The sequence below is a fragment of the Actinopolymorpha sp. B9G3 genome (assembly GCF_040120725.1).
GTDB lineage: Bacteria > Actinomycetota > Actinomycetes > Propionibacteriales > Actinopolymorphaceae > Thermasporomyces.
In genome coordinates, this window is the sequence record NZ_JBEEAB010000015.1 from 174,265 (window position 1) to 186,092 (window position 11,828).

General features: G+C 64.9%; 13 protein-coding genes and 2 pseudogenes. 2 read left to right on the forward strand and 13 right to left on the reverse strand.

Features of this window, described 5'->3' with window-relative positions:
• Positions 1-132: 132 nt before the first annotated feature.
• The 4 genes from ABNF93_RS24230 to ABNF93_RS24245 form a co-directional block, all read right to left on the reverse strand.
• Positions 133-534 (reverse strand): hypothetical protein, encoded by a 402-nt coding sequence (locus ABNF93_RS24230; RefSeq protein ID WP_349330453.1) that lies wholly within the window; start codon positions 532-534, stop codon positions 133-135.
• A 276-nt stretch (positions 535-810) separates the two neighbouring features.
• Positions 811-1,983 (reverse strand): S41 family peptidase, encoded by a 1,173-nt coding sequence (locus tag ABNF93_RS24235; protein ID WP_349330454.1) that lies wholly within the window; start codon positions 1,981-1,983, stop codon positions 811-813.
• Between the two features lie 226 nt (positions 1,984-2,209).
• Positions 2,210-2,812, reverse strand: a complete 603-nt coding sequence (locus tag ABNF93_RS24240; RefSeq protein WP_349330455.1) for a DinB family protein — start codon at positions 2,810-2,812, stop codon at positions 2,210-2,212.
• A gap of 224 nt (positions 2,813-3,036) precedes the next feature.
• Positions 3,037-3,273, reverse strand: a complete 237-nt coding sequence (locus tag ABNF93_RS24245; protein WP_349330456.1) for an SPOR domain-containing protein — start codon at positions 3,271-3,273, stop codon at positions 3,037-3,039.
• A gap of 528 nt (positions 3,274-3,801) precedes the next feature.
• On the opposite strand from ABNF93_RS24245, the gene ABNF93_RS24250 reads away from it, so the two are divergent.
• Positions 3,802-4,380 (forward strand): glyoxalase superfamily protein, encoded by a 579-nt coding sequence (locus ABNF93_RS24250; protein WP_349330457.1) that lies wholly within the window; start codon positions 3,802-3,804, stop codon positions 4,378-4,380.
• A 186-nt stretch (positions 4,381-4,566) separates the two neighbouring features.
• On the opposite strand, the gene ABNF93_RS24255 is transcribed toward ABNF93_RS24250, so the two are convergent.
• The 8 genes and pseudogenes from ABNF93_RS24255 to ABNF93_RS24295 form a co-directional block, all read right to left on the reverse strand.
• Positions 4,567-5,478, reverse strand: coding sequence for a hypothetical protein (locus tag ABNF93_RS24255; protein WP_349330458.1), 912 nt, complete (start codon positions 5,476-5,478; stop codon positions 4,567-4,569).
• 63 nt (positions 5,479-5,541) lie between these two features.
• The gene (locus ABNF93_RS24260; RefSeq protein ID WP_349330459.1) at positions 5,542-6,015 is read right to left on the reverse strand and encodes a GNAT family N-acetyltransferase; all 474 of its coding nucleotides are present in this window, start codon (positions 6,013-6,015) and stop codon (positions 5,542-5,544) included.
• A gap of 327 nt (positions 6,016-6,342) precedes the next feature.
• Positions 6,343-7,538 (reverse strand): annotated as a pseudogene (locus tag ABNF93_RS24270) (acyltransferase domain-containing protein).
• A gap of 81 nt (positions 7,539-7,619) precedes the next feature.
• On the reverse strand, positions 7,620-9,074 hold the full coding sequence (locus ABNF93_RS24275; RefSeq protein ID WP_349330462.1) for a tyrosine-type recombinase/integrase: 1,455 nt from the start codon (positions 9,072-9,074) through the stop codon (positions 7,620-7,622).
• Positions 9,071-9,265: a helix-turn-helix transcriptional regulator gene (locus ABNF93_RS24280; RefSeq protein ID WP_349330463.1), complete on the reverse strand. Its 195-nt coding sequence runs from the start codon at positions 9,263-9,265 to the stop codon at positions 9,071-9,073. The genes ABNF93_RS24275 and ABNF93_RS24280 overlap by 4 nt, the downstream gene beginning before the upstream one ends.
• Before the next feature lie 62 nt (positions 9,266-9,327).
• Complete coding sequence (locus tag ABNF93_RS24285) at positions 9,328-9,651, reverse strand: hypothetical protein (protein WP_349330464.1); 324 nt, start codon at positions 9,649-9,651, stop codon at positions 9,328-9,330.
• A 28-nt stretch (positions 9,652-9,679) separates the two neighbouring features.
• Entirely contained in the window at positions 9,680-9,913 is a 234-nt protein-coding gene (locus tag ABNF93_RS24290; protein WP_349330465.1) for a hypothetical protein, read from the reverse strand.
• Positions 9,910-10,269: a DUF3846 domain-containing protein gene (locus ABNF93_RS24295; protein ID WP_349330466.1), complete on the reverse strand. Its 360-nt coding sequence runs from the start codon at positions 10,267-10,269 to the stop codon at positions 9,910-9,912. Before ABNF93_RS24295 ends, ABNF93_RS24290 begins: the two co-directional genes overlap by 4 nt.
• Before the next feature lie 485 nt (positions 10,270-10,754).
• Here ABNF93_RS24295 and ABNF93_RS24300 point away from each other — a divergent pair, with 485 nt between their 5' ends.
• Positions 10,755-11,537, forward strand: a complete 783-nt coding sequence (locus ABNF93_RS24300; protein ID WP_349330467.1) for a metallophosphoesterase family protein — start codon at positions 10,755-10,757, stop codon at positions 11,535-11,537.
• 164 nt (positions 11,538-11,701) lie between these two features.
• On the opposite strand, the pseudogene ABNF93_RS24305 reads toward ABNF93_RS24300, so the two are convergent.
• Positions 11,702-11,828, reverse strand: a pseudogene (locus tag ABNF93_RS24305) (IS5-like element ISMt1 family transposase); the annotation flags it as partial.

The window sequence follows — 11,828 nt, forward strand, 5'->3', positions numbered from 1 at the left end:
CCCAAGGCAGGGCTCGCTAGGGTCCGCAGCGGTCAATGACGGTCACGACGGCCGGGCTCAGACACAGGGATGATCTACGCTCAGCCGAGCGTGGACACCGAATATGCCTTTGCAAGGCAGGGGTTAGGGCCCTCAGACGGGCCGAGACAGGTGTTCGCCGTTCCCGACGCCCCATGCCTCACGCAGCCACTGCGCGAATGTCTCATCTAGATCGGAGCTGGCGGTGACGAGGAACCCGTTCATGAAGAGCCGCCGTGTAAGTGGATCAACCTTCCGGACGCGCCGATCTTCAAGTTCGCGGGGAACGTTTAGGTGTCCAGTCAGCCCACGATCGGTCACTGTGACGGCCGCGAAGATCCGGCGTTTACCGCACAAGACCACGGGCCCGTTCTGGAGTTCGAAGGTCACCGGACCGCACGCACGGGCCATCTCGATGAACCGTCTAAACAGCGTCACGCTCGTCGTAGGGTGTCCGACCAGATACGGATCGAAGTCGGAATCGTCCGACGCCACCGGCCACTTGCTTGTACGCACCACACCTCCGCCCCGCTCGTCGGTCACGAGGCCGAGCCGTCACGGGTACCTGAATATGGCACGCAGGCGTTGGCCAAATCGAGCCCCGGTTCGGCGCCCACAGGGGTCGGTCAGGGTGCAACGCTCGCGGTCCGGACGAACCCCTGCCCTCCACCACTCCGGGCCATTGGCGGGCCATTAGCCGAGGTGAACGAGGGGGTCTCCAGGCCGCTCGTGGCCACCGATCTCTGTGCGGACTACGGAACTACCGCGCCGTTTCGACACCTTCCAAGCTGGTCATCCAAGGCTAGATTCGCATGCCTTGGCGTACAGGTGGTCGAAGCTGGTGGCAATCTCGGGCAGGGGAGTTCGGGGGTCGAAGGTTAGGTCGACGCGTAGGCCGACCATCTCGACGTCGCGCCATCCGAACCGGTGGGTTGCCAGTCCGAGGACCAGGCCGCTGCGCGGGAGCAGGTACGGGGTGATGTCACCGAAGGTGAGGAAGCCGCCCGTAGGCCCGCCGATGAGTTTGGCGTTGAAGGCTTCCCGCAGCATCCATGCGGTGCTTTCGCCGGCGGAGGCCGTGAGGCGGTCGGTGAGGACGAGCATCTGTCCTGCCCAGGGGGAGACGCCCACGGCGAGCGTCTCGTCATCGGTTTCCAGGGCAAGCGCGGCACCTGGACGCGGAACCGGCGTGTTGTTCCGTCGCAGGTCGGAGATCGAGTCCTGGCCGGCGATGGCGATCTGTTCAACCGTCAGGTTCCACGCGGCGAGGCGTCGTCCGTCGTAGCGCCAGGCCTGGTCGCTGACGTAGCGCACTGGGTGTGGCACGTGGTTGGCGATCCACTTCCATACGAACTCGTCACTACCGCCGGGGTTGCTCCGCACGTCGACGATGATCTTCTCGTGGGCGAAGTGGCGGGCGTGGTCGTCCTGGAACTGGAGCATGGCTTGTTCCGCCTCGCGGCTGGGGCCACCGCATTGGCGCAGGCGAAGGCACAGCACGCCGTCGAGGTTCTGCTCCTGCAGCCACGGTCCCGCTTCTCGGCCGTGGACCAGTTCGCATCCCCGGCGGTCTGTGGCCCGGAGGAGGTCGGCATCCTCCCCGGGAGCTCTGAGATGGTTGTCACCGATGAGCCAGCGAAGCTGGTAGAGGTCGGTTCCCAGCGCCGCGCCCCAGGTGGCGGGCCGTTCGGCTTCAAGGCGCCCTGTCCACGCCGTGGCCCACTTGTCGAGGCCACCTGAATCCGCAGTACCGGTAGCCAAGCCGATGTGGCGTTCACGCAGTAGGACGAGCACGTCCGGCACGTCGGCGATCAGCGCGTCGACGTCGCAGGGGGTGTCGGCTGACCGATGGTCGGCCGCCGCCAGCCCGTTCAGAACTGTCGACGAGTTCGGGTCGAGCATCCAGCGAACCCCGGTCTCGGACGGATCCATGTACAAGGCTCGAAGTTCCGTGGATGCTTCCATGCCGAGCATGGTCGCGGACACCGCTGATTCCCTCAAGTCGTGCTGTCTGTCGGCGATCGACTAGCCAACCGCCTCCGGCATCTACGCGGCTGACCCCAGCGTGACCCAAACGAGGTGCAACACGGGGCAACGATGAGCACCGGGCCGACGACCTCAGGAGCCCCGAGAGGCAGGTCGCGATCGAGTTGCCTGCCTCTACGGACCTGAGGGTCGGCGTGTAGGAGGGTTATCCGCCGTCAGCCTCTCTAGCCGCTGCCTCCACCCGCGCGACGTACTCCTGCCACCAGGCTTCGTCTGAGGGATGGATACCTGCGTCGTCGCTGTCGTATCCGGTCGAGCCGTCGATGAGCTCGCGGATGATGTCGGCATGCCCGGCGTGGCGGGCGGTGTCGAGGATCAGCCCGATGATCCTGTCCCGCAAGGACTTCGGTTGTCCTCCGGGAAATGGCTCCGTGCCGATGTCATCGAGGTCGAGTTCGTGGATGGTGCGATCGGAGTTGGCGCAGACCCTGCGGTAGAGCTCGACGATGTAGTCGGTCGTCTCGTCCGGCCTAGCCCACATGTCACCGTTCTCGCGGAAGCTGCCGTCCTCTACCCATGGGAGTTTCTCGTCCGGCGTTCTGTCGAAGGTCTCGCCGAGATAGTTGTACTCCACGCCGATCAGGTGTTTGACCAGGCCCAGCAGGTTCGTGCCGGAGCGCGTCATCGGGCGCCGTCGATCGGCCTCGCTCAGACCATCTAGCTTCCACAAGAGTGCCTCACGAGTGGCGTCGAGTCGGGCATGCAGGATGTCCTTCTCGCCGGCGGTCCCTGACGTTGAACGAGCCATCTCGACGCCCCTCAACTCGGCGGACATGTTCCAGAACCCTAGCCAGGCGTGCCCCCGAGGTGCCCCCGGAACTGCCCTCACCAGCCATCAACGATCAACACCCACCGGCAACAGTCCGCGGTCGCCAACGCTGCGATCGCGGGGTGACCTGCGCACGAGAACCCATTCGTAATGCGTAGCTCGCCGTCCGGCTTCCCGCACGGAGGGCATCAGTTGCGATGCCCTCAACGATCCCACTCCCAGTCCTCGACCCGATGGTGTACGGGAATCAGGTTGATCTGGAGCTTCGCGAAGAATCCGTCGGCCTCCAAGCGGCGCCGCAGCTTTTGCGCTTCCGCCTCGGTCGTGAAAGCGCCCACCTGAAACGAGCCCTCACCTGGCTGCCGCGGATCTACGTACTCGACGCACCACGCCTCGATGGGCTCGGCGTACCCCTCGGGCGGCGAATCCTCCGTGCTCACATCTCGATTATCGTGCGTGAGCGGCGGGCGTGCGAAGCGCAGGTCGCCTGACCAGCGGACTGCACGGACCGGCGACGATGAGCACCTGGTCGACGATCAGGGGAGCGTAACCGAGCAGGTCGCGATCGAGTTGCCTGCCTCTACGGATCTGAGGGTCGGCGTGTAGGAGAGTCATCCGCCGGTCAGCCTCTCCAGCCGCCGCCTCCACCCTCGCGACGTACTCCTGCCACCACCTCTCATCTGAGGGGCGGATACCTGCGTCGTCGCTCCCGCCACGCCGGCCATGCCGACAACATCCCGAGTTCATCGACGGCTCGACCGGCTACGACAGAGGATTGGTTGACATGCCCTGGTAAGAGTCCTACAGTCCGGCGTGGCAGGGACAGCCGGCCGCTCGCGCCCGTTCCGGGTCTGGTGAATGTATCCCGTCGATTCGCCTTCTGATCAGGTCAACACGGTGGCGAACGAAGTCAGTAATGCGAGCGCTGATCATCTTGGTTCGCCCGCACGTGGAGGATCAGAAGACTCATGCGAACTTTCCGCGACGCCAAGGCGATGGCGAAAGCGTTGAGAACCGAGGCGCTTGATCGCCAACAGGTTGACCTCTCCCACAGCGAGGCGCTGGAGATCGTTGCCAGGCAGTTCGGCTTCGACAACTGGAACATCCTGGCCGCCAAGATCACGTCCGAGACCGGTGACGGCGGCGACACCAACCAGGAGAATGCCGGTCTTCGGTTGACACCTGCGATCCCGATCCTGCGCATCTTCTCCGAGGAGAAGGCGAAGGAGTTCTACGTCGACTTCCTCGGCTGTACGGTCGACTGGGAGCACAGATTCGAGGACAATTCCCCGCTCTACCTGCAGGTTTCCAGGTCGGAGCTGACGCTTCATCTGAGCGAGCACCACGGTGACGCCAGCCCCGGCTCTACCGTCTACATATGGATGAGTGGCGTCGATGAGTTCCAGCAAGAACTAATCGGCAAGAACTACAGGTACGCCAAGCCGGGCATCACAGAGGACTCGTGGTCACGCGGCGTACAGCTTGGCGATCCGTTCGGAAATACCCTGCGCTTCGCCGAACCGACGGACTCCAGGTCGAAGGCGTAGCACATCGCATGGCGATAGCCGGCGCAGGACATTCAGTGACGTTGGGTCACCTGTTGCCGGCCGGCGCCAAGCCTTACTCGACCACGAGCTGCGCAAAGGCCGCCGGCAAGGACCTACACCTGTAGCGGCGTGCCCTACGCGTGCCCCAAGCCAGGGCCGATCATGGTCCGCAACGGTTAACCACGGTCAGGACGGTCGGCCCTGGACGCGGCGACGATCCACGCTCAGTGCAGCCTGACCGACGGAGATGCCTTTGCAATGCAGGGTGGACCCGCTCTGTTCGTGCCCCCGGCGCCAAGCCACGGCGATCTGCGGGCAGTCACGGGGACTCACGGTCGCTTCCGCAACATGTTGCATCCTTTCGTTGGACGCCGCCGAGTGGCATCTCGGGCTCAATTGGTTGATGGGATGTTGAAGGCTGCTCGTATGAAGGGGTTGTCGAGGGGGAGGCGTGAGGCCGTACGCGTCGCCGTGCAGAAGCGTGGCGGGTAGCACATCCAAGCCGGCGTAGATCCGCTCATCATCGGACCATCGGTGGAGCAGGGTAAGAGCACGGTCGTGAACAGGATGTGGACCCTTGCGCTGGGCGGCACGAATCCCCGACGGGGCAAAATCCGTCAACGCCCGGCGACACAACGTCCTGTCGATCCGGGGAAGCTCTGCAGGCAGCGAGCTTGCGGTCCCGAGATGTCGGTGGTGCAGTCGTGCCAAGCTCGCGAATACTGTCTCCGGAATTTCCGCATCCCACGGCATCGTCGAGCCCGGATAGAACGGCATCACCACCCACGGCCCGGTCTCGTCAGCGCCTGCGTCAATCAGCTCCGGGAAGGCATCAGCACCAGGTATCGCCGCGACCTCACGCAAGGCGATCACCTCAGCCGACGATGCACGCTTCGCGACAACCACGAATCGAGCCCGCCGACCGTCCGACCCCTCGGTCATGACCTCGACCCGCTCGACAAGGGGTGAGCCCACACCACCGGTCAAACGATGCCGCTGCCCGATCTCAACGACAGCCAGATCGGGGTGCGTAGGAATGAGCCATCGGGCAATGGCCACCTTACGAACCGGAAGTATCAGGTCGATCGGCGCTGTCATGGTCTAGGTCTTCCGGATCACGGGTTGGGGTGACCTGTCACCCCAACCCGTGATCCGGAAGCCCTAGTCCGCCTCGTTACCCCGCTCGGTCTCGCTGAAGCCTCGGCTGAGGTAGTTCGGGATGGTGTGCGGATGTTCATCGGGAACCGTCCACAGCCACACGCGGGTGGTTGGCCTTCCGTCCGACGCGGGGGTCTTCCAGGCCATGTGGGTCATGCGGGACACGAAGTCGCCGCCGATGCCACGGCCTTGGAAGGGAGGGACGATGCCGATGACGACGATGGCGACGTGGCCGTTGGTCTGCCAGCCGATCTCGGCGAACCCAACAGGATCCTCTCCGATCCTGGCTATCCAGGTTCGGACGTGTGGAGGGCTCAGCTCTTCGGCCCATCGTTCGGGCGACCACGCGCTGCGGCCGCTGTTGTCCCAGATCTCCTGGTACAGCCTGCAGATCGTGGGGGCAGCCGAGGGGGAAACCTCGTCAACGACGAGTTCCGGAAGTCTGGGCGAGGGGCGCAGATGCTTTGGGTCGGTCATCTCCAGGTAGATCCCTGCTGGCGCCATAGCCGGCGACCGTAGTTGTGCTGCGATGGTGGCGCCACAGGATTTCTCTGGAACGAACGATGCCAGGAGAGCCGCTAGCCGTGCCCCTCACGTCCCCCCGAGCAACCGTCGCCGCGGTCGGGTCACTCCTTGGGGTGAGGCATCTCCGGCAGACCTCGGCGATCGGCCTCGTGATCGTTGGCATCGTGATCAGTTTCGTCGGGAACGTTCTCAGCGTTCTGAGCTGAACGCGACTCCACCGTTGGCGCGTGGTCCACCACCGACTGGACCCACTGCGGCGGACTGTTATCTGTGAACGAGCTAAAGCGTCAGCCAGCCGCTGCCGGCGCGCCAGTGGCGGCCGGTCTTGATGTGGTCGATGATGGCGCGTTCGAGCGTGGTGCGCCGGGGCAGCTTGTCGACGTCGGACGTGTCCGGGCCGAACACGAATCTCAGGATGGAGTGGTCGTTTGCTGGGAACGTGCGGATGGTGAAACGGTGCTGGAATTGCACGAGTTGGAGTCGGCTGGAAGGTACTCGGCGAGTTGGGTGTCGAGTAGCCATGACTCGCACACAGCGATTCGGTAGCGCTCGCCGGGAAAGTGCCGTGCAAAGAACTCACGAGCTGCCGCGAATGAGTTGTTACACGCCTGCGGCGAAAGTGGTCCACAGTAGTCGGGGATGTGGACGGATAGGCACGGGTCCCCCGGGCGGTAAGGCAACCCAGCCCTGGCGATCGACGATCCGAGCCGCTTGTTGAGTGTGGCCCGTTCGAACTGCAGTCGTCCCAACTGGTAGAGCGTGCCGGTGAAGTGGTGGACCAGCGAGTTCGGGTCGCGTAGCCCGCCGACGCCGTGGAAACGGTGGTGCACGGCGACGCGCCGACCCAGATCCGTCAGGGTCAGCCAGGACACGTGCTCGGGGATGCCTCGTTGTCGGTGCAGCATCCGCAGCTGTGGCAGCATCGCCAGGAACACGAGCACGTAGAAGTAGCGGCGGACAGGTTTGCTCTGGTTGGGGAAGGTCGGAAATCGACGGCCGGTGTGGGGGTGGTCCATGCAGTGTGCCAGCAAGTGGACGCAGCGCTCGAGCAACCATCGGAGCGGCCCTGGCGGTCGCAGTACTGGGAGACACCGGACGATGGCGTCGATGTCCTCATGGGGTACGGCGAGCCGCAGCAGGTCAGAGACCGCGTCGTCGGGGTCCGGCAGGACGACGTTGAAGTTCGGAGATCCGGTCAAGGCCAGCTGCGCCAGCCCGGAGGAGGTCTCGTCGTCAGTCGTCAGCAGCTTCGAGACAGCGACTTTCGACACGCCAGCAGCACGCGCGACATCATCGATCGTCACCGGCGCCAGCCCTGCATTGGTCGCTCCCACGCTCCACCTCCAGTTGGGAGAAGGTTTCAGGGTACGGCGGCGTGCAGTGGCGCAGGGGCCTCGCCGCGAGTGAGGCAATGCGCCACGTACCCATTCGTTGAATTCGTAGCAGCGCCATACCGTCCAGTCGCCCACCAACACATCCGCGCTTGCGACTTGCGAACGGCCCGACAGGTCGAATCGGGGCCGTACAGCTCCTCCGGGTCGAGCCTTGGTGCATGGTCAGTCCTCGGCCCTGGGACTCATGAACCGTTCGATGCGTTTACGGTCCGCGCCCTCATGGCCATCGATGCACTTGGCGTAGACCCGTAGGAGTACCTCCACGCTGTGGCCGAGCCATTGTGCGACCCGCGTCGGTGCCACGCCAGCGTTGAGCCAGGTGGAGGCACAGGCATGCCGGAGGTCGTAGGGCCGACCGGCCAGCGGGGAGTCGTACTCGGCGGCAGACAAGGCCTTCTCGCGGGCTTTGCTCCAGACGGCGTGGTAGGTGGTCTCCTGGAACGTGCCGCCGTACTTGCCGACGAAGATCCGCCCGTCACGGTGCACGCCGAACTGCTCCAGGTGTGCTCGTAGCAGCTCGGCAAGGTTCGGATGGATCGGCACGGAACGCGTTTCCTGGCGGCCCCTGTGCTTCAGCGCCCGACGCTCCCGCGATGTGCCCGAGTCCGTCCAGGCGCTGCCAGCACGAGGGTTCGAGGCGGTGAGCAGAAGGTCACCCCAACCCGACTCGGGCAGGCGGACCAGGTTCTCTCTGCGGAGGTCGACGGCCTCAGATGGGCGGAGGCCAGCGTAGTACATGCAGCCGAAGAATGCCTTCATCCGGGCGCCTCTCTCGCCCTGTCCGGCTACGGCGTCCAGGAGACGGTCAGCCTGCTGGCGGTTGACCACGACCCTGGCGTCGACGCTTTCGACTGCCTTGGGCAGCTTCCAGCTGATCTGGTCGATCGGATTCTGCCGGAGCTGCCGCAGTTCCACCGCGTAGGCCAGCATGTTGTAGAGAACCGCTCGCTTTCGCGTGATGGTGTTCCTCGCGGCACGGGTGCCATCGAGCTTCAGCGACAGCGCGTCCAGCGCGGAGCGGACCAGATCGGGTCCGGTCATATCGTCTTGCAGGTCCGCGAGGGAGACGGTGTTCTGCTGCAACCAAGCGATGACACGTGCCGGGTCGGCGGGTGGGACGTTGGAGTCGCGCTCGGTCTTCACGCACACCCACTCGTACATGGCTCGGCGGATCTGGGCCCGGTCCGGCATGCCGCCTCGCTGCGCGACCAACGCCGGGGTCACCGTCGCCACGGTCTCCGCGATGCTCCGCCGTGAGTTGCCGGCCGCGGTGGACCACTTCATGTCGACGTAGGCGCACACGTGCTCGTACCAGGACCGTGCCTGCCGTTCGCGTAGCAGGGGCTCCGGCAGCCCGGTCACCTTGTCGAACGCGACACCCTTGTTGGCGTACGTCAGCAGCGTGCTTCGCTCGGCTTCGGCCAGGGCGCGGGTAGCGAACGTCGACTGATGCGAAACACCGTCTACGTTCCATCGAACCGTGTAGGTCGGCTTCTTCTGCTTCGCGTTCTCCTGCTTGCTCCGGCTGAGGTTCTTGCGCACACCCCAGATCCGGACCTTGTGCGAGAGCGAGGTGCCGCCCGCGTGGGCGGCACCTCGCTGCCGAGATGGCTTCACGCGGCCTCCGTGCAGGTCTCGAGCCATGTGTCGAGGTCGGAGCGGCGTACCCGCACATCGCCGTTGGGGAGCTTGATGCAGCGCGGGCCCTTTCCGACCTGGCGCCAGTGGTAGAAGGTGCTACGGGATATGCGTAGCTCGGAACAGACTTCGGGGATCGTGAGTTTCTGATTCAGATTGGGCTCAGCCATGCGGGTGGGGACTCCTTCGGTATCGGTTGGCGTGTTGCTCCGCGGGGCGGCGTGCTTGGCGGCTAGGTCGCCTCGCGGACTACGTCAGAGGTCGTTAAGGGGGCGTCGAGCGCACGGATCCAGAACTCGAATCGGCCATCACCGGTGAGTTCGTGGAAGTTGTCGCCGACGCTGACGTAGGTGAGGGCAGCGTGGACGGGTAGCCAGACGCCGTCGATGTCGAGCCGTTCGCCGGTGCCGGCGTGCCGGTGGTAGTCGCCGTCCCAGAGGCGTTCGACCGTACGGACGAGATGCGCGACAGCATCGCCGATGTCGGCGAACTCGGCGGGCTGGGCAGTGGGCGCCTTGCCCGGCGCGTTCCAGCCTGCGACGTACCTGGTTGTCAACGAGCCTCCTCTCCATATCCGCATGACCTCAGACGGGCGTGCAGTCTGCAGGGACCTCAGCCGTCGAGGCCTGCTCGTCGATGGCGACGTGGCAGTACGCGCATTCGGCTCCGCTTCGCGTGGCGGTCCAGACGTGGGGCTCGGTAGCGCCTGCTCGGCAGGGGAAGGCGTGGCTCAGCCACGGCAGTGGCTGGTCGAAGGTCTGTCCGCAGCTCAGGCACTCGTCGTAGCCGTCGCGGACGATGAGTCGGTGGCCGGTCATGGGCGGCAGCCGATCGCGGTGAGGATCTCGGCGACCTGGGTCAGCGCGGCCCGGGCTTGGTCGACGGTCATGTCGACGCTGTCGCCGTCGTCGGTGACGCTGCAGAGCAGGACTGGCCCGTAGTAGTCCTGGTAGACGTAGCCGAATCGGCGGGCGAGTTCAGTGGCGTACGGGTTGACTGGGTGGTTGTAGATGCCCTCGTCGTCCAGCCACATGTCGAGCTTGTCCGTTAGGCGTACGACGTCCACGAGATCGCATCTCAGCGCGGCGTACATCATGGCCAGCCGGTTGGTCTCCGGCAGGTTGATCGCGGCCAGTGTGCCGTCGGTGTCGATGACGAGCGCGTTGCCGTCCATGCAGGATCCTCCAGGCTTGGGCGTGGTCATGGCCGCTTCGGTGCGTGCGACATCCGAACGTGCTCGAGGGCCGCGGCGTACGCGGCCAGCCAGCTCGTCGAGGTCGCTGTGTGCGGGAGAACGTCGTGGGTGCACAGGTGGCATCGCCACGCCCAGTCGAGGGTGGCCCGTCGCCAGACACGACACGGCCGGTCAACTCGAAGCCGTGCCGTCGCAACCACTACTGCTGCGGACGGCATCACGGGTGTACGCGCTACGTGGATAACCATGGATAGACCGTATCCGCTGATATCCACCGGGCAAAACAGGTCACAGATGTGGCTGGCTGGACAGGCCACAACCGTCTCAGATAGGTGGTCCGGTGAAAATCTCACTTGTCGAGCGGCGGATTCCAGCGGTCGACGCAACGCGAGCCGTGTTTGCGGCGAGCTTACCGAGGGACAACTATGCCAGCATTCGGGGGAGCGGCAGGTACGTTGGTGCGTATGAGGATGGGGATCATCGCCGACATCCACGGCAACGATGTGGCGCTGCGTGCGGTGCTGAAGGACGCAGACCGGCTAGCCGTCGACAGTTGGTGGGCACTGGGTGATCTGGTCCTGTTCGGCCCGCGCCCAGCCGAAGTTCTTGAGCTGCTGCGCGGCCTTCCCGGCATCCGCATGCTACGTGGAAACACCGATCGCTATGTCCTGACCGGTGAGCAACCAGCTCCACACGCGACCGCCGCCGATGCCGTGTGCAGCGTCGACCTCGTGCAGCGCTACGGGGCCGTGGCGGCCGCAATCGGTTGGACGCGAGGTGTTCTGGACCAAGCCGGATCATTAGCCGTGCTGGACCACCTCCCGACACAGCTGCGGCTCCACCTGCCCAGCGGAGCCGCTGTCCTCGGCGTTCACGCCTCACCGCGAGCCGACGACGGCCAGGGGATCGAACCCGACGTGCTGGATGCACAACTCCGGCCGCTGTTGGCCGAATGCGACGCCGATGTCGTCGTCGGCGGCCATACTCATGTCGCGACAGATCGTCTTCTCGACGGCATCCGTGTCCTGAATCCCGGCTCTGTTGGGATACCGCGCACCTGCGGTACTGCCGGCTGGCTTCTTCTTGAAGACAACGGCGATTCGCTATCCGTCGACCAGCGCAGCGTTCCCTTCAACGTGGACGCCGTGGCCAAGGACCTTTACCAGCGGCGGCACCCTAATGCGGATTTCGTCAGTTCCATCCTCACCGGCCAACGACCACAAGTCAGGGACCAATCAACCGCGTGATCGCGTCAATACTGGAGACCCTACCGAGGCGGTCCACTCCGCCATTGTGCAACTCGCAGGCCTCGGCGAGCTGGTTCAGGTCGCCGGACGGGTCAGGTCATCCTGTGGCCGGGATGCTCGGCTGGGGTACGCATCTCGGCCCGGAAACGACTCTGCGGGGTGTCCTAGGCCGTGTCTCCTAAACCCTGGCGGTAGTTGAGGATGGCGGCAGCGAGGGTGAGTCCGCCGAGGTAGGTGATGGCGTACTTGTCGTAGCGGGTGGCGATGCCGCGCCATTGCTTGAGTCGGTTG

Bases quoted from the DNA above. Each gene is read 5' to 3' on its own strand.
- ABNF93_RS24300 (WP_349330467.1), top strand. From the start codon at position 10,755: ATGAGGATGGGGATCATCGCCGACATCCACGGCAACGATGTGGCGCTG.
- ABNF93_RS24295 (WP_349330466.1), bottom strand. From the start codon at position 10,269: ATGGACGGCAACGCGCTCGTCATCGACACCGACGGCACACTGGCCGCG.
- ABNF93_RS24260 (WP_349330459.1), bottom strand. From the start codon at position 6,015: ATGACCGACCCAAAGCATCTGCGCCCCTCGCCCAGACTTCCGGAACTC.
- ABNF93_RS24235 (WP_349330454.1), bottom strand. From the start codon at position 1,983: ATGGAAGCATCCACGGAACTTCGAGCCTTGTACATGGATCCGTCCGAG.
- ABNF93_RS24280 (WP_349330463.1), bottom strand. From the start codon at position 9,265: ATGGCTGAGCCCAATCTGAATCAGAAACTCACGATCCCCGAAGTCTGT.
- ABNF93_RS24255 (WP_349330458.1), bottom strand. From the start codon at position 5,478: ATGACAGCGCCGATCGACCTGATACTTCCGGTTCGTAAGGTGGCCATT.
- ABNF93_RS24290 (WP_349330465.1), bottom strand. From the start codon at position 9,913: ATGACCGGCCACCGACTCATCGTCCGCGACGGCTACGACGAGTGCCTG.
- ABNF93_RS24250 (WP_349330457.1), top strand. From the start codon at position 3,802: ATGCGAACTTTCCGCGACGCCAAGGCGATGGCGAAAGCGTTGAGAACC.
- ABNF93_RS24240 (WP_349330455.1), bottom strand. From the start codon at position 2,812: ATGGCTCGTTCAACGTCAGGGACCGCCGGCGAGAAGGACATCCTGCAT.